Genomic DNA, 22,702 nt, shown 5'->3' on the forward strand with positions numbered 1-22,702 from the left:
CGGGTGTACTGTTTTTGTGGGTGTGCAGGGATAGCCGCGAAGCGGCGCAAGGGGTGCAGCCCCTTGTTGCGGCAAAGCCGCCATATCGGAGCGCGGGGAAATCTCCCTGTGCGAAGATAAGCCCTCGGCAGAGCGCACACGCCCGTAAGGGTGTATAAGTGCGCCCTTAGTTCCTAAGGGATTTATTCGGCGTTCCTGCTTTCGGCTCGTTTTTTCAGATATTCCCGCGCTGGTTCACTCGTCAAGGCAAGCCTAAGAAGTGCTGCGGCTTCCTCGTCGGTCATGTTCTTTGCTTCCGGCACAATGCTTTCAAAGACCGCGCCCCGGACAATAAGGCGGTGGCTGCGTGTTCTGCGTTCCTCTTTGGATAGCTTCTGACGCAGCATCTTTTCCCGATTTTCAAACTGCCGGATTTTCTTCTTCCCGTCCTCAATCTCGGCAGTCAATTCCTCGCGGGTTTTCTCTCTTGGCTTTGTCATGGGTGGTCGCTCCTTTCTGCCTGTCGGCATAGAAAAAGGACAGTCGATTTTCTCGGCTGCCCTTGTGGGTGGCTATTCAATTTTAGTCTGCTGTTTTCAAATATATAAAATAGCTTGCTGTTCCGCCATAGCCATTTTCAGTATTCCATTCAGCTGTTACTTCATAAATATATCCGCCCAGTTTAAGAGTGAGTACGTTTCCAACAATAGTTACATCTTCGCTGTTTGTAGCAGGCTCTCCCCAATGTTCGTCACTCCAGCACTGCACACTTAAAATTGTATCTGGGTCTTCTGTAAATCTTAATGTAGCTGTTGTTTCTGTTGTTTCAAATGGCGGGGACAACAGATCCTTGCACTCTAACGGGTGTGGGCTATCAGCTATTGTGCTTTCAGCAGTTCCGTCAATATTTGTTTTTTGCCACGAATAAGTTCCTAATACTGCACCGATAGCGGTTTCGTCACTCACAACGCTTAATGTGGGCGGTTCTTCCAAAATTATATTGGCAGTCCCAGAGTTTAGTAATTCATTTGCATAGCTGTTGAGTGCTTCACATGGCTCATATTTTGTCTTATAACCGATACCGTCAATGACAATAAATGGGTTATACGCCATAATATCTGTTTGTGTACCGTCTACCATAGTCAAGGTAAAAACAACGCCTTGTCCATCATACTCTGTGTAAGAATTATCCTCATTATAGACAACAACATCATTCAAATATTCAACTAATTCTTGGATATTTTCAATCTCAATCGTTTTGTCTGGCGGTGTTAATAACACTTTAGCGGAAACAATCTGCGCTGCGTCCAAATCCTTATACGGTTTTTTCCCCTGTTGTGAAAAAAATACGATTACCGCGATACCTACTAAAATGATACAAGCTATTGCAATCATCAATCTCTTTTTTCTCATGGAACAAGCCTCCTGTTCTTCTCTGTTACTTGTATAGACGAAAAAATTGAAAGGAAGTTTCACTATCTATAAATATCATAGCACATGGTTATGAATAAATCCACCTCATTTCAGCCTGTCAGTGGCCTTGTTTTCTCTGGCAGACCGCCGCGCAGCTTCCCGCCGTTCCTCGTTGTATGGGGCGGTCAGACGGAAAGAGAAGCGCCCCTTTGCAATCTCAAACTCCATGCAGCCCGTTTCGGGGTCTGCGTCGGTCTGGCGGCACTGGTCGGGGTACTGTCCGGAGTAGGCGGCAAGCCGCTTCTTTAAGTCGGTGTTGTGGGTGCGGATATGGATAATCGGGTTTTTCTCGTCAAACCAAATATCGGTGGTCTTTTCCTGCTTCGTAAGCCCTGTTCTCATAAACTCTCCTTTCTGCGCCCCTGTTACGCAATAGGGGCATTTTTCGGGTGTTTTTCCCGGCTCTTGACTTGGGGAAAATGAGGATTTTCAAATAGAAACCGCCCCGATGAACCATTCCTCGTCCGGGCAGCTCCTATCGCGTGATTTCCGTTTTTTCCGGCTCTTGACCGTCAAACATAGACTAGCTCAAACTTGGCAATTTCCTCCGCTTGCGCCCTGCAAGCGTTCATCAGTCCCACCCATTTCATGGGGTCGGTAGCTTTGAGTGCTTCGGTAGCTCCCGCGCTCCTTGCAAGCTGCGGCATGATAAGGTCAATCCGGCTCCGGGCGGCTTCGTCAATCTCGGCGCAATGCTCATGCAGCTTCTCATTTGCGACAAGGGCGGTGTAGAGGTCGGGGCGGTACTGTTCAAGGTAGGCTTTCCGCAACCGCCCGTAATGCCCGATATACGGGCGCGGGGCGGCGGGGGTGTTGCCATTGTCAATGAGTATTCTCATGCTATGCGTTCTCCTTTCTCGGTGGAAGCAGCAGGTAATTCAAGAGCTTCCTGCTGTTCTTTCTCCCGTTCCTGTTGCTCTTTCCATTGTCTGCGCTTCTTCTCCATATAGCGGCGGTTATACTCGGCTTTCTTCGCCCTGCGTCGTTCCTGTTCCGCTAATGCTGCCTTTTCTTCCTCTGTTAGTTCAATTTCTTTGCGCGGGATTTCTACCTTGCCGATAAAGTTAAAGAAAATCTCGACTTCCTGTGTACGGCTTGCGCCTTTGCCCTCGGCTTGATGAACAAGGATTTTTTCAACAAACTCATTTATCATTGCGGGGGTGAGTTCGGAAAAATCCGTATATTTTTTGACAAGGGCAAGAAACTTCTCGGCATTGACGGTTTCCCTGCTTATGCGGTCAAGCTCCTGCTGGTCTTGTGTGATACTATCGGTCAAGCCCTCTAACTCGGCTTCAAAATCATGCAACATTTGTTCAAAGAGCTTGTCTGAAAGCCGCCCATTTACATTGTCCTCGTAGAGCTTGCGAATTAAGCGGCTCAATTCGTCGGTGCGCTTTTCGCTGCGCTGTTTCCTCTGTCGGATAGCTTTAGCCGCTTTTGCCTGTCTGTCCTCGGAAGCGGAACAGACTTGCGCCATAAACTCGGCTTCGTTGTTCTGTGCATAGTCGCAAACTTCCTTTATCGCTTCAAGCAGTAATTCATTAACAATCATAAAATTCTCTCAGCCTGTCTACCATAGATCTCAGAATCAGTTCCCTGCTCATGGCATTTACCAAAGACACCTCTATCGCTGATAATTCAATGTTGGCTGGGATAAGGTCCACTCCTTCCTTATGGTGTAAGATAGTCTTTTCTATATTCAGTTTTTCATCATTCACAATGTTCATCATCAGTGTTGCCAGAGAATACTCCATTTCATCCGGCTCCTCATAACCTAAGCTGATTGTAAGACTTCCTTGTGGATCAGCGTCTATCATAAGCACTTTCTTTCCTTCCTGTGCCAATCCTATTCCTAGATTCACACCTTTTCAAGCATTTCTGGAATAAGTTCTGTTATTTTGATATATCTTTGAACCTGCTTGGGGCTGTCTCCACATTCTTCTCCAATGAGCTCAATGCTTTTCTTTCCCAAATTATGGTCTACCTGACCACATTTTCTTCTTCCTGCCTTCCTTTTGATTGCTTCATACTTCATTTTGTAAGCAAATGCTTTTTCGCTTGGACTAATCATTTCCCGTTGTAAATTTGAATCAACCATAGATACAACCGCTTCGTCATCTTTTAATACACGAATGATCACAGGTACCTTACGATAACCTATCTTTTCAGCTGCAAATTTTCTTCTGTGACCCGATATGATCTCATAAGTTCCATCCTGCCTCGGTCTGACTATCAGAGGATTTAATATTCCATACTTCTTAATACTCTCCTGCAATTCAATCATCTGACTGTCCGCCTGAACCTTGAATGGATGGTTTACAAATCCCCGAAGTCTTTCCAGCTCAATCTCTACAACTCTTTCATCCTGATTCTGCAATTCCTTCTTTTCTTCCATAGGCAATTTCCTTTCCCTGAACGCAAAAAAGCCCGTCCAGAATAGATTGTATTTCTCTAATCTGAACGGACTCTTCCGACAGGCCTGATATCACAGACAAGAATATCGTGTTTTGTTTCACTGCTTTTCCTAATTTTACACCCCAAAGTTCATCCTACACTGTAGTTAATCCGTCCGGGTGACAGACTAGAAAATGTGAATCAGTGACAAGCATCCATCCCCGCTGACAAAATCAGTATATTTAACCCTGTTTCGCTGACAAATTTGTCACTGAAATTGCAATTCTGCATGAAAAAAGCGGCAATGAAACTATCTTCATTACCGCTAAAAATGAGCGTCTCCTATAGGAATCGAACCTACAATAGAGTCTTAGGAGGACCCCGTTATATCCATTTAACTAAGGAGACAAATGCCGTATTTTCAAGCTTTTTCAGCCTTTTGGCTACGGTAGCCATATCTATGAATCCAATCACTAAGTGATGAATTTCTATTATAACTTACTTTGACATCCAGATCAATCCTTACTGGAATCGAACTCTGACTTACCACTTCTCAACTTCCGTAGGTGTCAACCATGATTGAACCTTAGGAGGACCCCGTTATATCCATTTAACTAAGGAGACAAATGCCGTATTTTCGGGCTTTTCAGCTCTTTTGGCTCCGGCTGCCATATCTATGAATTCAATCACCCTTGTGATGAATTTCCATTGTATCTTATTTTGACATTCAGGTCAATCCCTGTTGGAATCGAACTCTGACTTATCACTTCGCAACTTCCATAAGTCTCAACCATGATTGAACCTTAGGAGGCACTTGTTATATCCATTTAACTATGAGAACTAATATTACCTAATAATTTACTTTTCCCTGCATCCAGATGACTCCTTTAAATCTTCTGCCAATTGCAGGTTCCCCCAGAAGGTCTTTTTCATTGATGCAGACATCATATATCAAATCGTTACAGTCCAGTGTAAGCAAACAGATTTTATCACCTGTCATCTTATTATTCTCCATCCTGTAATCTACAATTTCACCTAAAATGGAATACTGGTCACTTTCGATTCCGTATGGCATAAAATAGGAATCTACAATACTTAAGATATCCTCGTTAGCTATCCGTCTTGACAACATGGAATAAGTATCAATATCTTCCAGTGTAAGATTTTCAATGGCATCCTCGTCTCCCTCTCTTGCAGCTGCAATGAGGTAATTACGGTCCTGACTGTTTTTCTTTGTATTCTGGATCTGCTTTTCATTTTTGCTGATTGGCATAATGATTTTTCCATTTAATGACAATGCACTTAATGTAGCGGACATTGGACGCATCTTCGGATTTCTGTGATGCTCGGATAAATATTCTGCAACATTCTGTAAATAGAAAATCAATGTAACGCCCAGCTTCATTTCGTCACAGACACCGGCATAAGATTCTTTTTCGGAATGCTTCTCTATCTCTATCTGCTCCTGGGTCGTGATTCCGTCACCCTCTACATACGGGTAATAGTATTCGGTATGAAAGGTTCCATCTTCTGCATATTCTCCGCAAACACGGATTCCAGCTCCCGGTGCAATCTCTTTCGTCATTTCTACAAATTCATTTCCCATGGAATCTTCTGAGACTTCAATTCTATCCGGGGATGAAACGATTTTATCCGTGAGTTTCTCTATATCAGATTTTTTCATATTGTTCTGAAATCCAATTGCTCTTAAATAGCTATGCACGAATCTGTTCTTCCTTCCTTGAAATACCATCTGAAAACCTAAAACAGGCATACCCTATTATATAGTATGCCTGTCATTTTTACAATCTGCTTTCTGCAAATTTATTCATTAAATTTATTCATCTTTTGATTTCATTGCCATTTCTAAAGCTTCTTTTTCTTCTTCGGAAAGTGCAATAATAGAATTTCCATCAATAATTTCCTTAATATACGTATAGCAGCCTTCTCTGCTATGCATTGCATTGATGATATATCCGTCATTGCGCTCATTCAACATTGCAAGGGAAAAGCTCAGCTTTCCACCCATCTCATTAAAGGCATCATATTTTACAAGTCCAAGTTTCTGGAATGTAAAACGTAAAGTAGCAAATATATCTTCGATATTTTTCTTATTTGCCTTGTTAGATGCAACCAGATCATCTATTTCATCTAAACGCTCTTTCAATACATCTTCCAGCGTCCTGGCATCTTTTCCGGACATGAACTTTTTATATTTCTTTTTTAACTTACTCATCTGGACGATATTTACAATGGTAACTATAAAAAGTATCAATACCAGTGCTGCCAGTCCTACTATTACATAATCGGAATCAATTCCTAAATATTCTGAAAAAATCATGTTGTTATCCTCTTCTCTTAATTACAAACAAATGTTCTATTTTTTAATACTTTCGATTAATTCATATATTCTTGTTAATTCATCCGGGGAATAATATTCGATTTCAATTTTTCCCTTCATAGAATCCTTCTGATTAATGATAACCTTTGTTCCAAGTATTGTTTTCATTTTTTCTTCTGCTTCCTGGTAAACAGCATCCAGTTTTTTCTTTTCCGGATTCACCTCTTTTGCAGGTGCATTCTTCTGTTTCTGCATTTTCTTTACCAGCTTTTCAGTATCTCTTACACTGATTTTCTCATCGAAGATTTTCTGTGCAAGTGTATACTGTTTTTCTTCATCAGTGATTCCAAGTAAAGCTCTCGCATGCCCGGTAGAAATCATATCGTCAATTACCATCTGCTGCACTTTATCACAAAGTTTTAAAAGCCGCATGGAATTAGTAACTGCAGTTCTGCTCTTTGATACTCTCTCCGCAACTTCATCCTGTTTCAGATTGAATTCATTTAAAAGGCGTTTATATGCAATTGCCTCTTCAATTGGATTTAAGTTTTCCCGCTGGATATTCTCAATCAGGGAAATCTCTACGATTTCCTGTTCAGTTAAATCTTTGATGATTACAGGAACTTTCTTTAATCCTGCCATCTTTGCTGCTCTCCATCTTCGCTCACCGGCAATGATTTCGTAATAGTCTTTCCGGTCTACTACCAGAAGCGGCTGCAAGACACCAAACTGTTTGATAGACTCTGATAATTCTAATAATGCATCTTCATCAAAATTCTTTCTCGGCTGTTCTTTATTTGGTTCTACTTTATTGATATTTACCATGACTTCATTTTTTGCATCTGTCTTCTCATTGGATGTTCCAACTTTATCTGCAATCAATGAATCCAAACCTTTTCCCAATCCACCTTTTCTTGTTGCCATTTAGATATCCTCCCTGTCAATTACTTCTTTTGCAAGAAGTCTGTAGCTTTCTGCTCCCGCTGACTTGCTGTCGTATAGATTAATTGGAAGACCGTGACTTGGTGCTTCTGCTAATCTTACATTTCTTGGAATGATTGTTTTATAAATTGTTGTATGTAAATTATTTTTTACATTATCTACTACTTCATTAGAAAGATTTGTCCTGGAATCATACATAGTAAATACAACTCCTTCCATCTTCAAATCTGGATTCAGTCTTTCCTGTACCAGGTCAATGGTATGAATCAACTGGCTGATTCCTTCCAATGCATAATACTCACACTGAATTGGAACCAATACGGTATCTGCTGTTGTCATAGCATTTACTGTCAGCATATTCAAAGATGGCGGACAATCAATAATAATAAAATCATAATCGTCCCGGATATAATCTACTGCATTTTTTAAAATATACTCTTTATCATTGATTCCCAAAAGTTCAATCTCTGCTCCGGACAAGTTTACATTAGATGGAATCAAAGTCAGATTTTCAATTTCTGTTTTATGAATACTTTCACGAATTGTACATTCATCCAGCATTAATTCGTAAACAGTATTTTCTAAATCATCTTTATCAACTCCCAATCCACTGGTAGTATTTCCCTGCGGATCCAAATCTATTGCCAATATTTTTTTTCCGGCTTCTGCCAGACATGATGACAAATTAATAGACGTTGTGGTTTTACCAACTCCGCCTTTCTGATTTGCTATTGCTATTATTCTTCCCATATTATTTTCCTTTCTGTCTCTTTCATCATTGAAACATAAATTTCAGTTTTCTATTATTTTATCTGTACCGAACTTGTTTTATTATAACACTATAACACTTTCATTTCCAGTAAATCCACGTAGAAATGAAAGTAATTTTTTCTATTATTTTCTCTGTTTTTACTTTTGTTTTTTACATAAATTTGAACAAAGAATGTACCTTGGCACATTCTCGTGCCTGCGTTGGTCGCTTGCAATATCTGCCTTATACACCGCAGTATTCATTCTCGCAGAGAGTTTTTTTGCTTTATAGGAAAGCAATTTTCTGTAAAGCAAAAAAATGTTTCACGTGAAACATGAAACATTTTCTTTCATAATATAGTAGACTAATTTTTTTATTCATACTAAATATTGTATCTATTTTATGTTTCACGGACGTTCTTTTACTAATGTTTCACGTGAAACATTTTATCAAAATACCTCTATTATGTTGTATATCAATTACTATTTATTCTAACTTATCTTATTTCGAATAGCGAATACTGCAGCCTGTGTTCTATCTTCCACATCTATTTTTCTAAATATATGGGAAATATGATTTTTTACTGTTCGTTCACTGATTGTCAACTCATCAGATATTTTCTTATTGCTACATCCTTCTGAAATCAATCGAAGTACATCTAGTTCTCTCTTAGTCAGACATTCTATTTTTTCTTTATCTAAAGCATAATCTTCCATACTTTCATTTAGTGCAGGAAGAAGACTTGGCTGAATATAAGTATTTCCAGAAATAACCACATCAATTGCTTCTTTTAATTCATCATAACTGGAATCCTTTAATAAATATCCATCAATGCCGATATCAACAGCTTTCAATAAATATTCGACTTCATTATGTACTGTTAATATCAATACCTTTACTGGAATTTTATTCTGTTTTATATATTCTAATACTTCAATGCCATTTTTCTTAGGCATATTTATATCTAATAAAAGTATATCTGGATGAATCTTCTTATTTAATAAATTCAGACATTCTTCACCATCATTTGCCTCTGCAATTACTTTCATCGTACCATCCAGTTCCAGTAATTGTTTCAAGCCTTCCCGAATCATCATATGATCATCTGCTATGATTATTTCTATTTTATCTTTCACTTTACTCATTTTCTTCCTCCTCAACAAAGTTTGGTACACGAATACTTATTGTAGTACCCTTTCCTTCTTCACTTTTTATCTGAATCTCACCTGATAAAAGATGAACTCTTTCTTTCATAATAGATAAACCAAAACCGGAATTTTTTGTTTTTGCAACTTTCTTTTTTGTATTAAATCCAATACCATCATCTTCAATTACAAGTGAAATATCATTTTCAGTATATTCTAATACAACACATATTTCTTTTGCATCAGCGTATTTCAATGCATTCGTGCATGCCTCCTGCATAATTCTTAATAAAGACAATGCAACAACAGGTTTCACGTGAAACGGTTTTCCTATTATAATATATTCTATCTTCCGGTTCCACTCCTGCTCTATTTTTGCAATAGCATGTTTCAGTGTTACATCTATTCCTATATCATCTACTGACATTGGTCTGAGGTTATATATCATTTTTCTTGTATTGCTTATCACATTGCGAATATTATCAAGTACATTTGATAATTCCATTTTACAACGCTGCGAATCCATATCCATTACACGCATAGAAAGTTCTATCTTATGAAGCATACTGGTAAGATCCTGTACTGTAGAATCATGTAAATCTCTTGCAATGCGCTGTCGCTCCATTTCCTGTGCTTCTAATAACTGAATCTTATATTCTGCATTATCTTCTTCCTGATATTGTTGGGCAATTGTCTCCTTTTCCCTCTCACATTGAATAATAGATTGACACTCTTCCAAACGACGTTGTACATCATATAACTTGTTCTGTAAGTCAGACTTTTCTTTGATAATATTTTTCTGCTGTACTTTCAGCTCATTAATTTTTTCCTTATTACGGGCATTCACTGTTCTTGGAGTAAACGCTTCATAATTTGGATCATTTATTTCATCCAGAAGTTCAATAAATTTTATATTTTCTTTTTCTGTATTTTCTAAAGAAATAATTTTCTTTTCTGTCTCTCTCTTTTGATCTATCAGTTCCTTCTGAATTTTCTCCAGATATTCTCTAATCATAGCCCCTCCTAGAACATATGTTCTTATGTGGTATACATAATAATTGTAAACTATTTTTTTCTATCTGAAAAGTCTTATTCTATGATTTTAATTGTAAAGCAGCATATTTTTGTTTATAATAAAAGTATCATAAACTTTAGGGAGGAATTACGATGAACAGGAATCTGAAAAAAGTAATCGGTATCACTACTACTGCTGTTGCCGGCATGTATATTATAAATAGAATTGTAGATTATACTGCAGGAAAAAAAAATCTTTTAACTACCGAAGAAGGAAATATGTATCACTGGAAAAATGGTGACGTCTTCTATACTGTTTCCGGTAAAGGAACTCCGGTTGTTCTGATTCATGAACTGAATCCTGCTTCTTCTGCCAAAGAATGGAGTAAGATTGTACACCGCCTGGAAAAGAAACATACCGTCTACACTATCGACCTGCTTGGCTGCGGCCGTTCTGAAAAACCGGGTATTACCTATACCAACTTCCTATATGTACAGCTAATTAATAATTTTATCCACGACATTGTAAAAGAAGCGGCAAATATAGTCGTAACTGGTATTTCTTCTTCTTTCGTCATTATGGCACAGGCAATGGAGTCGGATAACTTTAAAAAAATTATTCTGGTTAATCCATCTGACATCAATATCATCAAGAAAATGCCTACGAAAGAGACAAAGGCTGCCAAAACTATTTTAGAGATTCCAATTCTTGGTACCTTTATCTATAACCTGATTATGCATCACAAGAGAATCCGCAATTACATTGAAAGTAAGTATATCTTCAAGAAAACATTCCTTTCATCCAAATTAGAAGATACTTACTTTGAATCTGCACACAAAGGAAACAGTGCCGGAAAATATCTGCTTGCCAGCACCAAAGGAAATTATGTCAATATTGATATCACCAATGCTGTGAAAAAAGCAGACAATCTCTACATCATTTCCAGTAGAGAAAGAAATAATGCCGTAGCTATTACAGAAAAATATCTTCACTTAAATAAGAATATTGAAGCAACCTACATTTCCAATTCCAGATATCTTCCCCAGCTTGAAACGCCGGATAAATTTAAAGATATTGTTTTAATGTTCTTACAATAATAAAACCAGTCATTGAAAACAACGTATAAATCTTTAAAGGATAACAAACGAAAATTTGTTATCCTTTTTATTTACTCAACTATCGAGAAAAATTATAATAGAAAAGAAGGAACCAAACATGTTTCCCGTAGTTTAATCTAATTTTAATTTTTACTTTAAAGGGCTTTTTGATGGAGTTCCAGCCTTACGTGGATATGCTTTTGGTGTCGCATGAACCTTATTAATTACCACAAAAGAACGTTTAATGTCACTATCCGGCAGTGTAAAGTGAATTACATCCTCTATCTCGCCGCCCAGCACGAAAACTGCCTTCTTTGCATCCTTCAGCTCATCTTCCACCTCTCCAGACTTATAAGAGATAAATTTGCCGCTTATGTGGATAAATGGTAGGCAATATTCACTTAATGTGGATAAATTAGCAACTGCTCTGGAAACACATAAATCAAAGGATTCCCGATAATCTTTTCTTTTAGAAAGCTCCTCTGCTCTTCCATGAACCGTTTCAATATCCTTCAGATTAAGTGCTTCCATAACTTCATTTAAGAATAATAACCTTTTATTCAAGGAATCCGCCAGAGTAATCTTAAGCTCCGGAAACATAATCTTAAGTGGGATTCCAGGAAAACCGGCTCCGGTTCCCAAATCCAATAAAGTAAGCGGCTTCTTTAAGTCCATCACCTGGCAAAGAGAAATACTGTCTAAAAAATGTTTCTCCACAACATCCTCAAATTCTGTGATTGCAGTAAGATTCATTACTTTATTCTTTTCTACCACCATTTCATAAAAAGTCAGGAACTGCTGCTCTTTCTCTGCAGTAAGTTCTAAATTCCACTCCGATAGAATATTTCTCATTTTTGTAAAATCATATGCCATAAAATATCCTCATTCTTCTCATTATTCTTCCTATTTTTTTATCTGTTCCATATAGACTAACAACATCGTAATATCTGCAGGTGATACACCGGAAATTCTTGAAGCCTGTCCAATGGAAACCGGACGATAAAGCTTTAACTTCTGTCTTGCTTCGATACGAAGGCTGTCTACTGCATCATAATCGAAATCATCCGGAATTTTCTTATTCTCTAATTTTTTAAAATGCTCCACCTGTTTAATCTGACGTTTGATATATCCATCATACTTAATATTAATATTAACCTGTTCCTGTACTTCTTCCGGAAGTTTTGGTCTGTCTTCATCAATTGGAGCAAGTTTTTCATAATCCAGTTCCGGTCTGCGAATCAGTTCGGTAAGACGGGTTCCGGTATTCAAAGGAGTACTTCCATATTCCTCTAAAAGTTTCTGCACATTCTCTTTAGCACCGATTGTTACTGACTCTACCCGGTTTATTTCATCCTGAATTAATTTTTCTTTTTTTACTACCCAGTCATATCTTTCCTGAGAAATGAGTCCGACCTGATAACCATATTTACTAAGACGAAGGTCTGCATTATCCTGACGCAGTAACAGACGATACTCGGCACGGGATGTCATCATCCGATATGGTTCATGATTCTCCTTTGTAACCAGATCATCGATTAACACTCCGATATAGGACTCGGAACGATGCAATACAAGCTGCTCCTTCTCTTTTACATATAAAGCTGCATTGATTCCGGCAACAATACCCTGGGCTGCAGCTTCTTCATAGCCGGAACTTCCGTTAAACTGGCCGCCGCTGAACAATCCCTTGATATTCTTAAACTCCAGAGTAGGTAACAACTGGTTTGGATTGATACAGTCGTACTCAATAGCATATGCATTTCTTACAATCTTCGCATGCTCCAGTCCCGGAACCGTATGATACATTTCATATTGAACATCCTCTGGCAGGGAACTGCTCATTCCACCGACATACATTTCATTGGTATTTAAGCCTTCCGGCTCCAAAAATACCTGATGTCTTTCCTTATCGGCGAATTTTACCACTTTATCCTCAATGGAGGGGCAATATCTAGGACCCGTTCCTTCAATAACACCAGCATAGATTGGTGAACGGTCGAGATTTGCACGGATAATCTCATGAGTTTTCGGATTTGTATAGGTAAGCCAGCAGGATGCCTGCTCTATCTGAACACTTTCCGGGTCTGTAGTAAAGGAAAATGGTACTACTCTCTCATCGCCGGTCTGCTCGGTCATTTTACTGAAATCAATACTATTTTTATCCATTCTTGCCGGAGTTCCTGTCTTAAAGCGGAACATTTCTACTCCATGGGCTTTTAAGGAATCTGTAAGATGATTAGCAGGTTGCAAACCATTCGGTCCCGTGTAATTAATCACATCTCCGTAGAGACATCTTGCCCGAAGATAAGTTCCGGTACACAATACAACAGCCTTACTGTGATAAATTGCTCCGGAAAATGTCTTAACACCGGCAATCTTATTATCTTCTGTGATAATTTCAGATACTTCCGCTTGTCTTATGGTAAGATGTTCAGTAGACTGCAGCGTTTTCCGCATTTCCATGCTATAAGCTGCCTTATCTGCCTGAGCACGAAGAGAATGTACTGCAGGACCTTTTGATTTATTTAACATCTTTGACTGAATAAATGTTTTATCAATATTAATTCCCATTTGTCCACCCAGAGCATCAATTTCACGAACCAGATGTCCCTTGGAGCTTCCACCAATGTTAGGATTACAAGGCATCATCGCAATACTGTCTACACTTACTGTAAATATAATGGTTTCAAGCCCCATTCTGGCACAGGCAAGTGCTGCTTCACAACCTGCATGACCTGCTCCAACCACACACACATCATATGTCTCTTCGATTACCGACATTTCATTATCCTTCTTTCTATCTAAATATAATTATTTACCCATACAGAATTTACTGAAAATCTCATTAACCAGATCATCTTCTACTGCTTCTCCGATAATAGTACCCAGTTCTTCATAAGCATTCATAAGGTCAATAGAATAAAAATCTTCCGGCATTCCATTTTTTACACTCTGTTTTACTAACTTTAAGCTCTCTACTGCCTGAATCAATGCGTTTTTATGTCTAATGTTAGTAATATATACTTCATCGTTAAATGAAATCGTTCCATGGAAAAACATTTCCGTAATGGTTTCTTCTAATACATCAATTCCAAGATTTTCTTTTGCAGAAATAGCTATCATCTTATGATCTGCACCGGATAATTTTTCTTTGATTTCATCTTCTCCGGTTACCTGGATTAAATCAGATTTGTTCAATAAAATGATGGCTTTCTTCTCCCGGATGGCATCTATAATCTTTTCGTCATTTTCATCCAATGCAGTAGAAGTATCCACTACATAGATAATAAAATCAGCTTTATCCACAAGGGATAGTGCTTTATCCACACCAATCTTCTCTACCACATCCTCAGTACTTCTGATTCCAGCGGTATCCATGATATTAAGCGTAATGCCATTTAAATTAATCTGCTCTTCCAATACATCACGGGTAGTTCCGGCAATATCCGTAACAATTGCCCGCTCTCTTCCCACCAGCGCATTTAATAAAGAAGATTTTCCGGCATTCGGCTTTCCGACGATTACTGTATTAATACCTTCCTTTAAAAGGCTGCCATTTTCCGAAGATGCAATCATCTGATTCATCTTCTGCATCAGTTCATCTATTATAATAAGAAGATTCTCTCCATACCCATCAATACTGATATGCTCCGGATCATCTAAAGCAGACTCAATAAATGCAATCTCATGTATGATTTTACCACGAATTTCTTTGATTTTTCCTGTAAGAGCTCCGTTTAACTGCTGCATGGAACTTTTCAATGCAAAATCATTTTTTGAAGAAATGACATCCATGACAGATTCTGCCTGGCTTAAATCAATACGCCCATTCAAAAATGCACGCTTGGTAAACTCTCCCGGTTCTGCCGGTCTTGCTCCATTCTTCAGCACAACTTCTAAAATACGGCGCATAACAAGTGTTCCACCATGGCAGTCAATTTCTACCGTATCTTCTCTGGTATAACTGTTCGGTGCCCTCATCAGAAGAACCATTACTTCATCTATTATTTCATCTTCATCATAAATATGGCCATAATGAATCGTATGACTCTTGCACTGTGATAAAAGCTTGTTTCCTTTTTTTGGCCGGTATATCTTATCAATTACATCAAAAGCATCTTCTCCACTAATACGGATGATTCCAATTCCTGAATTCGTCATGGCGGAAGCAATTGCTGCAATAGTCTCTGTTTTCATAGAAATCTCCTTAATAAAAGAATTCTTATATTATCTGTGTAATATATAAGAGTTATAAAACGGTATAATTATATCATTTTATAACTCTTATGAAATCATTTTCTTATAAAATTTTTAAATTATTTTTTTAATGTAACAACTACATGACGGAAAGGTTCTTCTCCCTCGCTGTGAGTTTCTACATATCTGTCTCCCTGCAATGCAGAATGAATCACTCTTCTTTCAAATGGATTCATTGGCTCTAAAGATACCGGACGTTTTGTTCTCTTAACCTTATATGCAATATTCTTTGCAAGATTTTCCAAAGTATCTTTTCTTCTCTGGCGGTAATCTTCGGTATCAAGCTTAACTTTGATATATCCATCCGAATGTTTATTAACAGCAAGATTTGTAAGATACTGAAGAGAATCTAAAGTCTGACCTCTCTTGCCAATCAGCAGTCCCATTTCTTTACCGCTTAATTCTACTTCATAGACCTTATCATCTTCTGCTTTCTTAATGTCAATGGTAACTTCCATATTCATAGCAGAAAATACATTTTCCAAAAACTCACGGATATTATCTACCGTATCATTCTTCTTCCGTGCCTTGATGATTGCAGGTTTACTCTTGATACCAAGAAATCCGGTAGAGCCCTTCTCAATAACTTCTACCTCAATCTTATCACTGGTAGTTCCAAGCTTAATCGAAGCCTCTGTAATTGCATCATCCACTGTTTTTGCTGAAACTTCAATAAATTCCATTGTATATTACCCCCTCTATTTATTGTTTCTTTCATTGAATTCACGTACTCTGTTAGCTTTTGAGGCAAGGCTTCCTGCTTTTGCATTGCTTCTTACCTCTGCTGCATGCTCTAAAGCTTCTTCCTTTTGTTCTTTTGTCATAGTACCTGATTCAATAACATTTGCTTTTGTACTCATCTTAGCAGCATTAGCAATCTGATTTTCAATCAGACCCATTTTCTTTTCACGCTTTGCTTTTGCTTTTTCCTGATTAGCTTTCATAACAGCATCCCAGTCCATCTTATCAAGACGTTTGTTAATACCCCACTGCTGGATACTACGAACCAAAGCACTGGCAATCCAGTAAATACCAAGACCAACCGGTACAGTGAAACACATTACAAATGAGAATAATGGCATCATAAGATTCATGGTTTTCATCTGCTGTGCCATTGCATCATTTTCACCGGTAGAAGCGGTAGGCATTAATTTAATATTTAATCTCTGTGTCAGAAAAGAAATAACCGGAATCAGTAATGCACCGATTGCAAGTAAATAAGCTCCTGACTTAAAGCCTGTTGTCATAATATTCCATGGGCTGTTTGAAATGTTAAGACCAAGGAAATAGTTTAACTTCTCTAAGGATTTCTCAGTTGCATCCAGATTAGTAAGATTACCAAATACGTTTTTTAACTCACTCCATCCGGAAGTATTCATCTTATATAAAACATCAACAATATAATTATGAAGAACATTTGTATCCGTTGCAGTAAAATCAACAGATAATCCTGCAATTTTAATTTTATCAACAAAGCTTGTCATCTTATCTGCAAAGCCGTCGATAGACATAATCTCTGTAACAAGAACAGAAAACTTCTCTTTTACAGCCGGTACATATGCCGGTACATTTAAGAATACACGATATAAAGCAAACAGAATCGGCATCTGGATTAACATCTGGATACAGCTTCCGGTCGGTGAAACACCATATTTCTGGTAAACCATCTGTGTCTCTTCCTGCATCTTTTGCATAGATACCTGATCTCTCTTGTTTTTATATTTTTTCTGGATAGCTTGAAGTTCTGGATTCATTTTCTGTGAAAGCTTTGAAAACTTCTGCTGTTTATAGGTTAATGGAAAAAGACATGCATAAATAATCAAAGTTAAGATAATGATGCAAAGTCCGATATTTTCTATTCCAAACAAACTGTTCAGCACATAATAGATTCCATTCATAATCCATCCTAAGACCTTCGCAATCGGTCCGAGAATCTTACCATTGTACTGAGTTAAAATGATTTCTGACACTTAACGTACCTCCTAATCATGGAACCGGGTCATATCCGCCTTTTGAAAAAGGATTACATCTTAATATCCTCCAGAGAGCCAGTGCTCCCCCCTTTACTGCACCATACTTTTCCACGGCAATCAAACCATAAGTAGAACAGGTCGGGCAATAAGGGCACTTTGTTGTTTTCATTGGTGAAAGATATTTTCTATAAAATTTAATGATTGCAATTAAAATTTTTTTCAAAATCATTCCATCTTCTTTTCGATATTATCTTTAAATAATTCCATGAAGATTCGAAAGATGCAGCAATGAACTCTTTAACTTGTGATAACCTTCATTTTTTGCTGACACCCTTACGATGACTACAATGTCCCAACCACTATGAAACATCTCTTCGTGCAGTCTGTAACTTTCCCTTAATAATCTCGTCAGATGATGTCTTACTACACTATTTCCTACTTTTTTACTGACGGAGATTCCAATTCGATTCGATTCCAAACCATTTTCCAGAACATACATCACCAGATACTTGTCCGCATAAGACTTACCATTGCGATATACATTCTGGAAATCTTTGTTTTTCTTCAATGAGTCCATTTTTCAATCCTTAAAAAAGTCTTGTAATAAGAAGAAAAAGACCACAAAAGTTGTGGCCTATGCTGATAATTTCTTTCTTCCTTTTAATCTTCTTGCAGCCAATACTTTTCTTCCGCCTGCTGTACTCATTCTTTTACGAAAACCATGAACTTTATTTCTCTGTCTGTTTTTTGGCTGAAATGTCATCTTACCTTTATGCATAATAATCCACCTCCTCTATGCTAGAAAACATCAGTACAATTATAACAAAAAAACCTGTCAAGTCAAGTAAAACCTGCATTTTTCGGTAATTAATTTTTACACTACTATATATATAAGGAAGAAACTATTTTTAATCTATATCTAGTATCCATTTTCTTCCTTCCATACCATAAAATTTATATATCAAAATTTTATGCACAGGTTATCCACAATTGTTCATAACCTGTGCATAACCTGTAGATAATTTAAGGATAACTTGTTGTTAAAATGACCTTGCCTTAATTTTGAATAGCTTTTTCCGCTAAAATAAAGGCTTTTTTATCCACTTTATTCACATTAGGCTTATCACCTATACCTTTAAAAGTTCTCATTGATAATTTGCCCCATTTAGTTTATTATTAAAAGAGTAGGATTCTATATAATGCTATAAATATGAGAAGCTTTAAAAAGCTTAAATAATAGAAACATGGAGATTTTTATGGAACAGATCATTGAAAAATGGGAAGAAATTTTAAGAACTGTCAAGGAAGAGCATGAACTTACTGACATTTCTTTTAAAACCTGGTTAGAACCACTTAAGGTATTTGATGTCAAAGACAATACTTTATACATACTGGTACCGGACGAACAGATGGGGCTTAACTACATTACCAAGAAATACACTCTTCCTATTAAAGTAGCAGTCGCTGAAATTATTGGAAAGGATTACGAAATCGAATTTGTACTGCCGGAGCAGGCAAAATCCATGCGCACACCGAAACCGATGGCTTTCGTAAATACAGAAAGTATTGACAAATCCAGTTTGAATCCAAACTATACCTTCGATACTTTTGTTGTTGGAAATAATAACAAACTGGCTCATGCAGCTTCACTGGCTGTTGCAGAATCTCCGGGAGAAGTCTATAACCCACTCTTTTTATATGGAGGCGTAGGACTTGGTAAAACGCATTTGATGCATTCCATCGCACATTTTATCCAGTTCAATAATCCAGATGTGAAGATTTTATACGTTTCTTCGGAAACTTTTACCAATGAACTGATTGAAGCCATCCGAAATGGCAATAATACAGCTATGACAAAATTCCGTGAGAAATATCGTAATATCGATGTACTTTTAATCGACGATATCCAGTTTATTATAGGAAAAGAAAGTACACAGGAAGAATTTTTCCATACCTTTAATGAGCTTTATCTTGCTAAGAAGCAGATTGTTATTTCTTCTGATAAGCCTCCAAAGGATATGGAAACATTAGAAGAACGTATCCGCTCCCGTTTTGAATGCGGTCTGACTGCTGACATCGGTTCTCCGGATTATGAAACCAGAATGGCAATTCTGCGAAGAAAAGAAGAAATGGATAATTTCCATTTAGATGATGAAATTTTAAAATACATTGCTACTAATATTAAGTCTAACATCAGGGAACTGGAAGGTGCTTTAAATAAACTGCTTGCCTACTCCAATCTTGAACAGACTGAGATTACCATGGAAGTAGCCATGAAAGAGCTTCAGAATATTATTTCTCCGGACAAGCCGAGGGAGATTACTCCACAGCTTATTATTGATGTGGTATGCGAACATTTCCATATTACAAAAGAGCAGATGATTTCTAAAAGCCGCAGCAACGATATTGCAAAGCCGAGACAGATTGCCATGTATCTTTGCAAAAATATGACTGGGATTTCCTTAGAAAATATTGGAGAACTCTTAGGAGGAAGAGATCATTCTACCGTAATTCATGGTATTAATAAGGTAGAAGCTGAATTACAGACTAATGAAGCAACCGTAAATCTCTTAAATACCATTAAGAAAAAAATTAACCCAAATTAATTTATGCACAGGGTTCTGTTTATAATTTGTGAACTAGCTGTGGAATGGCTTTGGATAACTAATTATGTTAACTTTACATAAAAATTTATTCACTTTTTATTAAGACACAATCCGCAGTCATTTAAACAGGTTATACAGTAACAAAATTTTTTTAAATGCTTATGAATTAAGGGTTGCAGAGGTTATTCACTTATTAACATCCCCTAAGAATAAGACGTTTAATTTCTTTTTAAATATTATATTTATATATGTCGAAAGGAGTTATGAACAACATGAAAATCATCTGTTCAAAATCAAATTTACTTTATGGTGTAAACATTGTTTCCAAAGCCGTACCAACCAGAACGACCATGGCTATCTTAGAATGTATCTTAATAGATGCTTCTGCCGGTGAGATTAAATTAACTGCCAATGATATGGAACTTGGAATCGAAACAAAAATAGAAGGAGAGATTGAAGAAAGAGGAATTATCGCATTAGATGCAAAAGTTTTTTCTGATATCGTAAGAAAGCTTCCTGACAATGAAGTTGTAATCGAAACAGACTCTTCCTTTAAGACAACCATTACCTGTGAAAAAGCAAAATTCAATATCATTGGAAAATCCGGTGAAGATTTTTCTTATATTCCATATATTGAAAGAAATGAAGAAATCAGCATTTCACAGTTTACTTTAAAAGAAGTAATCCGCCAGACAATCTTTTCTATTGCAGATAATGATAATAATAAGCTGATGACAGGAGAATTATTTGAAATCAATGAGAACAGCTTAAAGGTTGTATCACTGGATGGCCACCGTATTTCAATCCGTAATATAGAACTGAAAAATAATTATGAGCATAAGAAAGTGGTTGTTCCTGGAAAGACTTTACAGGAAATCAGCAAGATTCTCCCGGGAAATGCTGACGAAGATGTCAGCATGTATTTATCAGACAATCATATTGTATTTGAATTTGGCAATACCACCGTTGTTTCCCGTCTGATTGAAGGCGAGTATTTTAAGATTGAACAGATGCTTTCTTCTGATTATGAGACAAAGGTTAAGATTAACAAACGTGAATTATTAGACTGTATCGACCGTGCTACCCTTTTAGTAAAAGAGGGAGATAAGAAGCCGATTATCATGAATATAACAGATGATAAGATGGAATTAAAAATCAATTCTTTCATTGGTTCCATGAATGAAGAAATTGATATTACCAAAGATGGAAAAGATATTTTAATTGGATTTAATCCGAAATTTTTTATCGATGCCCTTCGTGTCATTGATGAAGAAGAAGTAACCCTTTATATGGTAAATCCAAAGGCACCATGTTTTATCCGGGATGAAAATGAGACCTTTATCTATCTGATTCTTCCGGTAAACTTTAATGCAGCTGCAAACTAGAATTTGCAGAGGCAGGAAGAGAGGCAATCATGCAGGAAATTAAGCTGCGGGATGAATATATTAAGCTGGGACAGGCGTTAAAAGCCGCCGGAGTCGTAGACTCCGGAGTCACTGCCAAGCTCGTAATATTAGATGAAAAAGTTAAGGTAAATGGCGAAGTTGAAGTACAGCGTGGCAAGAAATTATATGATGGAGATGTAGTGGAAGCTTTGGGCGAAACCATAAAGATTGTAAAATGATAATAAAGTCCATTGAACTTAAGAATTTCCGTAATTATGAAGAGTTAAATCTGAATCTTGACGGTGGAACCAATATTTTATATGGGGACAATGCCCAGGGAAAGACCAATATATTAGAATCCATTTATGTCAGCGGAACAACGAAATCCCATAAGGGAAGCCGCGACAAAGAAATGATTCGTTTTGGTGAAGATGAGGCACATATCCGTACTATGGTAGAAAAAAATCAGATGAGTTATCAGATTGATATGCATCTGAAGAAGAACCGTTCCAAGGGAATTGCCATTAATGGTGTGCCAATCCGCAAGGCAAGTGAGCTTTTCGGTGTGCTGAATATGGTATTTTTCTCACCGGAGGATTTAAATATTATCAAAAATGGTCCTTCCGAGCGCAGAAGATTTTTAGATTCGGAAATCTGCCAGCTGGATAAAATTTATCTTTCTGATTTAACCAAGTATAATAAAGTTTTAAATCAGCGCAATAAGCTGTTAAAAGATATGGTATTTCATCCGGATTTGGAAAATACGTTATCCGTGTGGGATATGCAGCTCATTTCTTACGGCAGGCGGATTATCAGCCGGCGCCGGAGATTTGTAGAAGAATTAAATGAAATTGTCCGGGGCATCCATGAAAGCATTTCCGGTGGCAGGGAGCAGCTGACGCTGACGTATGAACCGGATATCGAAGAAGCTTTTTTTGAAGATGAATTAAACCGGGCAAAGGAAAAGGACAGAAAATACTGCAGTACCTCCGTGGGACCCCACAGAGATGATATTTCCTTTTTTATCGGAGATATAGATATCCGTAAATTCGGTTCCCAGGGACAGCAGAGAACTTCTGCTTTATCACTGAAATTATCAGAGATAGAGCTGGTGAAAAGATGTATCCATGATACACCGGTACTTCTTTTAGATGATGTGCTTTCCGAACTGGACAGTAACAGGCAGAATTATCTGCTTAACAGTATACATGATATTCAGACGGTCATTACCTGTACCGGTCTGGATGAATTTGTAAGAAACCGCTTCCAGATTGATAAAATATTTGAAGTCATAAGCGGAAAAGTAAGTGAAAAAAATGAAATGTAAAATAATCCGTGAATAGG

General features: G+C 37.5%; 24 protein-coding genes, 1 tRNA gene and 2 pseudogenes. 5 read left to right on the top strand and 22 right to left on the bottom strand.

Features of this window, described 5'->3' with window-relative positions:
- Positions 1 to 182 precede the first annotated feature (182 nt).
- From DXB39_RS13610 to DXB39_RS13675, 14 genes and pseudogenes are all read right to left on the bottom strand, one after another.
- The gene (locus DXB39_RS13610; protein ID WP_117465423.1) at positions 183 to 479 is read right to left on the bottom strand and encodes a DUF3847 domain-containing protein; all 297 of its coding nucleotides are present in this window, start codon (positions 477 to 479) and stop codon (positions 183 to 185) included.
- 82 nt (positions 480 to 561) lie between these two features.
- Complete coding sequence (locus DXB39_RS15120) at positions 562 to 1,392, bottom strand: hypothetical protein (protein ID WP_227194785.1); 831 nt, start codon at positions 1,390 to 1,392, stop codon at positions 562 to 564.
- A gap of 105 nt (positions 1,393 to 1,497) precedes the next feature.
- Positions 1,498 to 1,794 (bottom strand): hypothetical protein, encoded by a 297-nt coding sequence (locus DXB39_RS13620; protein WP_117465424.1) that lies wholly within the window; start codon positions 1,792 to 1,794, stop codon positions 1,498 to 1,500.
- A gap of 170 nt (positions 1,795 to 1,964) precedes the next feature.
- On the bottom strand, positions 1,965 to 2,291 hold the full coding sequence (locus DXB39_RS13625) for a TnpV protein (RefSeq protein ID WP_117465425.1): 327 nt from the start codon (positions 2,289 to 2,291) through the stop codon (positions 1,965 to 1,967).
- Positions 2,288 to 3,004 (bottom strand): DUF4368 domain-containing protein, encoded by a 717-nt coding sequence (locus tag DXB39_RS13630; protein ID WP_330414829.1) that lies wholly within the window; start codon positions 3,002 to 3,004, stop codon positions 2,288 to 2,290. The genes DXB39_RS13625 and DXB39_RS13630 overlap by 4 nt, the downstream gene beginning before the upstream one ends.
- Positions 3,000 to 3,314: pseudogene (locus DXB39_RS13635) on the bottom strand (ParA family protein); the annotation flags it as partial. The gene DXB39_RS13630 and the pseudogene DXB39_RS13635, both read right to left, overlap by 5 nt.
- Positions 3,314 to 3,847, bottom strand: a pseudogene (locus DXB39_RS13640) (ParB/RepB/Spo0J family partition protein); the annotation flags it as partial. The pseudogenes DXB39_RS13635 and DXB39_RS13640, both read right to left, overlap by 1 nt.
- Before the next feature lie 335 nt (positions 3,848 to 4,182).
- Positions 4,183 to 4,254 (bottom strand) — tRNA-Arg (locus tag DXB39_RS13645).
- Between the two features lie 442 nt (positions 4,255 to 4,696).
- Positions 4,697 to 5,569 carry a DUF3881 family protein gene (locus tag DXB39_RS13650; protein WP_022242309.1) on the bottom strand — a complete coding sequence of 291 codons (873 nt, stop codon included), beginning with the start codon at positions 5,567 to 5,569 and terminating at the stop codon, positions 4,697 to 4,699.
- Between the two features lie 114 nt (positions 5,570 to 5,683).
- On the bottom strand, positions 5,684 to 6,184 hold the full coding sequence (locus DXB39_RS13655; RefSeq protein WP_117699147.1) for a DUF4446 family protein: 501 nt from the start codon (positions 6,182 to 6,184) through the stop codon (positions 5,684 to 5,686).
- 39 nt (positions 6,185 to 6,223) lie between these two features.
- Complete coding sequence (locus DXB39_RS13660) at positions 6,224 to 7,111, bottom strand: ParB/RepB/Spo0J family partition protein (RefSeq protein ID WP_117699143.1); 888 nt, start codon at positions 7,109 to 7,111, stop codon at positions 6,224 to 6,226.
- Positions 7,112 to 7,879 carry a ParA family protein gene (locus tag DXB39_RS13665; RefSeq protein WP_117842299.1) on the bottom strand — a complete coding sequence of 256 codons (768 nt, stop codon included), beginning with the start codon at positions 7,877 to 7,879 and terminating at the stop codon, positions 7,112 to 7,114. It lies immediately after the preceding gene.
- A 492-nt stretch (positions 7,880 to 8,371) separates the two neighbouring features.
- A complete protein-coding gene (locus DXB39_RS13670; RefSeq protein ID WP_117842298.1) occupies positions 8,372 to 9,025 on the bottom strand; it encodes a response regulator in 654 nt (217 codons plus the stop codon).
- Positions 9,018 to 10,040: a sensor histidine kinase gene (locus DXB39_RS13675; protein ID WP_117842297.1), complete on the bottom strand. Its 1,023-nt coding sequence runs from the start codon at positions 10,038 to 10,040 to the stop codon at positions 9,018 to 9,020. Before DXB39_RS13675 ends, DXB39_RS13670 begins: the two co-directional genes overlap by 8 nt.
- A 152-nt stretch (positions 10,041 to 10,192) precedes the next feature.
- Here DXB39_RS13675 and DXB39_RS13680 point away from each other — a divergent pair, with 152 nt between their 5' ends.
- On the top strand, positions 10,193 to 11,137 hold the full coding sequence (locus DXB39_RS13680; protein ID WP_117842296.1) for an alpha/beta fold hydrolase: 945 nt from the start codon (positions 10,193 to 10,195) through the stop codon (positions 11,135 to 11,137).
- Between the two features lie 150 nt (positions 11,138 to 11,287).
- Here the strand turns inward: DXB39_RS13680 and rsmG are convergent, their stop codons facing one another.
- From rsmG to rpmH, 8 genes are all read right to left on the bottom strand, one after another.
- The gene (rsmG, locus tag DXB39_RS13685) at positions 11,288 to 12,010 is read right to left on the bottom strand and encodes a 16S rRNA (guanine(527)-N(7))-methyltransferase RsmG (RefSeq protein ID WP_117842295.1); all 723 of its coding nucleotides are present in this window, start codon (positions 12,008 to 12,010) and stop codon (positions 11,288 to 11,290) included.
- A gap of 30 nt (positions 12,011 to 12,040) precedes the next feature.
- Complete coding sequence (gene mnmG, locus DXB39_RS13690; protein WP_117842294.1) at positions 12,041 to 13,918, bottom strand: tRNA uridine-5-carboxymethylaminomethyl(34) synthesis enzyme MnmG; 1,878 nt, start codon at positions 13,916 to 13,918, stop codon at positions 12,041 to 12,043.
- A gap of 30 nt (positions 13,919 to 13,948) precedes the next feature.
- Positions 13,949 to 15,334, bottom strand: coding sequence for a tRNA uridine-5-carboxymethylaminomethyl(34) synthesis GTPase MnmE (gene mnmE, locus DXB39_RS13695; protein WP_117842293.1), 1,386 nt, complete (start codon positions 15,332 to 15,334; stop codon positions 13,949 to 13,951).
- Between the two features lie 119 nt (positions 15,335 to 15,453).
- Complete coding sequence (jag, locus tag DXB39_RS13700; RefSeq protein ID WP_022242299.1) at positions 15,454 to 16,077, bottom strand: RNA-binding cell elongation regulator Jag/EloR; 624 nt, start codon at positions 16,075 to 16,077, stop codon at positions 15,454 to 15,456.
- Positions 16,078 to 16,092: 15 nt separating this feature from the next.
- Positions 16,093 to 17,364 (bottom strand): YidC/Oxa1 family membrane protein insertase, encoded by a 1,272-nt coding sequence (locus DXB39_RS13705; RefSeq protein WP_199535143.1) that lies wholly within the window; start codon positions 17,362 to 17,364, stop codon positions 16,093 to 16,095.
- A gap of 16 nt (positions 17,365 to 17,380) precedes the next feature.
- Entirely contained in the window at positions 17,381 to 17,596 is a 216-nt protein-coding gene (gene yidD, locus DXB39_RS13710) for a membrane protein insertion efficiency factor YidD (protein WP_022242297.1), read from the bottom strand.
- A 24-nt stretch (positions 17,597 to 17,620) separates the two neighbouring features.
- Positions 17,621 to 17,944, bottom strand: a complete 324-nt coding sequence (gene rnpA, locus DXB39_RS13715; RefSeq protein ID WP_022242296.1) for a ribonuclease P protein component — start codon at positions 17,942 to 17,944, stop codon at positions 17,621 to 17,623.
- A gap of 57 nt (positions 17,945 to 18,001) precedes the next feature.
- Positions 18,002 to 18,145: a 50S ribosomal protein L34 gene (gene rpmH / locus DXB39_RS13720; protein ID WP_022242295.1), complete on the bottom strand. Its 144-nt coding sequence runs from the start codon at positions 18,143 to 18,145 to the stop codon at positions 18,002 to 18,004.
- Positions 18,146 to 18,623: 478 nt separating this feature from the next.
- Between rpmH and dnaA the strand changes: the two genes are divergently transcribed.
- The 4 genes from dnaA to recF all read left to right on the top strand — a co-directional run bounded on the left by dnaA (position 18,624) and on the right by recF (position 22,685).
- A complete protein-coding gene (gene dnaA, locus DXB39_RS13725; protein WP_117842292.1) occupies positions 18,624 to 19,973 on the top strand; it encodes a chromosomal replication initiator protein DnaA in 1,350 nt (449 codons plus the stop codon).
- A 272-nt stretch (positions 19,974 to 20,245) separates the two neighbouring features.
- Positions 20,246 to 21,358, top strand: coding sequence for a DNA polymerase III subunit beta (gene dnaN / locus DXB39_RS13730; protein WP_117699187.1), 1,113 nt, complete (start codon positions 20,246 to 20,248; stop codon positions 21,356 to 21,358).
- A gap of 29 nt (positions 21,359 to 21,387) precedes the next feature.
- A complete protein-coding gene (locus DXB39_RS13735; protein WP_022242292.1) occupies positions 21,388 to 21,597 on the top strand; it encodes an RNA-binding S4 domain-containing protein in 210 nt (69 codons plus the stop codon).
- A complete protein-coding gene (gene recF, locus DXB39_RS13740) occupies positions 21,594 to 22,685 on the top strand; it encodes a DNA replication/repair protein RecF (protein WP_117842291.1) in 1,092 nt (363 codons plus the stop codon). The genes DXB39_RS13735 and recF overlap by 4 nt, the downstream gene beginning before the upstream one ends.
- Positions 22,686 to 22,702 lie beyond the last annotated feature (17 nt).

It is taken from the genome of Roseburia sp. OM03-7AC, assembly GCF_003462625.1.
Taxonomy (GTDB): domain Bacteria; phylum Bacillota; class Clostridia; order Lachnospirales; family Lachnospiraceae; genus Roseburia_C; species Roseburia_C amylophila.

What these genes read in the sequence shown, in the direction of transcription:
- DXB39_RS13610 (WP_117465423.1), bottom strand. Translation starts at nt 479, where the DNA reads ATGACAAAGCCAAGAGAGAAAACCCGCGAGGAATTGACTGCCGAGATT.
- DXB39_RS15120 (WP_227194785.1), bottom strand. Translation starts at nt 1,392, where the DNA reads ATGAGAAAAAAGAGATTGATGATTGCAATAGCTTGTATCATTTTAGTA.
- DXB39_RS13620 (WP_117465424.1), bottom strand. Translation starts at nt 1,794, where the DNA reads ATGAGAACAGGGCTTACGAAGCAGGAAAAGACCACCGATATTTGGTTT.
- DXB39_RS13625 (WP_117465425.1), bottom strand. Translation starts at nt 2,291, where the DNA reads ATGAGAATACTCATTGACAATGGCAACACCCCCGCCGCCCCGCGCCCG.
- DXB39_RS13630 (WP_330414829.1), bottom strand. Translation starts at nt 3,004, where the DNA reads ATGATTGTTAATGAATTACTGCTTGAAGCGATAAAGGAAGTTTGCGAC.
- DXB39_RS13660 (WP_117699143.1), bottom strand. Translation starts at nt 7,111, where the DNA reads ATGGCAACAAGAAAAGGTGGATTGGGAAAAGGTTTGGATTCATTGATT.
- DXB39_RS13665 (WP_117842299.1), bottom strand. Translation starts at nt 7,879, where the DNA reads ATGGGAAGAATAATAGCAATAGCAAATCAGAAAGGCGGAGTTGGTAAA.
- DXB39_RS13670 (WP_117842298.1), bottom strand. Translation starts at nt 9,025, where the DNA reads ATGAGTAAAGTGAAAGATAAAATAGAAATAATCATAGCAGATGATCAT.
- DXB39_RS13675 (WP_117842297.1), bottom strand. Translation starts at nt 10,040, where the DNA reads ATGATTAGAGAATATCTGGAGAAAATTCAGAAGGAACTGATAGATCAA.
- DXB39_RS13680 (WP_117842296.1), top strand. Translation starts at nt 10,193, where the DNA reads ATGAACAGGAATCTGAAAAAAGTAATCGGTATCACTACTACTGCTGTT.
- rsmG (WP_117842295.1), bottom strand. Translation starts at nt 12,010, where the DNA reads ATGGCATATGATTTTACAAAAATGAGAAATATTCTATCGGAGTGGAAT.
- mnmG (WP_117842294.1), bottom strand. Translation starts at nt 13,918, where the DNA reads ATGTCGGTAATCGAAGAGACATATGATGTGTGTGTGGTTGGAGCAGGT.
- mnmE (WP_117842293.1), bottom strand. Translation starts at nt 15,334, where the DNA reads ATGAAAACAGAGACTATTGCAGCAATTGCTTCCGCCATGACGAATTCA.
- jag (WP_022242299.1), bottom strand. Translation starts at nt 16,077, where the DNA reads ATGGAATTTATTGAAGTTTCAGCAAAAACAGTGGATGATGCAATTACA.
- yidD (WP_022242297.1), bottom strand. Translation starts at nt 17,596, where the DNA reads ATGATTTTGAAAAAAATTTTAATTGCAATCATTAAATTTTATAGAAAA.
- rnpA (WP_022242296.1), bottom strand. Translation starts at nt 17,944, where the DNA reads ATGGACTCATTGAAGAAAAACAAAGATTTCCAGAATGTATATCGCAAT.
- rpmH (WP_022242295.1), bottom strand. Translation starts at nt 18,145, where the DNA reads ATGCATAAAGGTAAGATGACATTTCAGCCAAAAAACAGACAGAGAAAT.
- dnaA (WP_117842292.1), top strand. Translation starts at nt 18,624, where the DNA reads ATGGAACAGATCATTGAAAAATGGGAAGAAATTTTAAGAACTGTCAAG.
- dnaN (WP_117699187.1), top strand. Translation starts at nt 20,246, where the DNA reads ATGAAAATCATCTGTTCAAAATCAAATTTACTTTATGGTGTAAACATT.
- DXB39_RS13735 (WP_022242292.1), top strand. Translation starts at nt 21,388, where the DNA reads ATGCAGGAAATTAAGCTGCGGGATGAATATATTAAGCTGGGACAGGCG.
- recF (WP_117842291.1), top strand. Translation starts at nt 21,594, where the DNA reads ATGATAATAAAGTCCATTGAACTTAAGAATTTCCGTAATTATGAAGAG.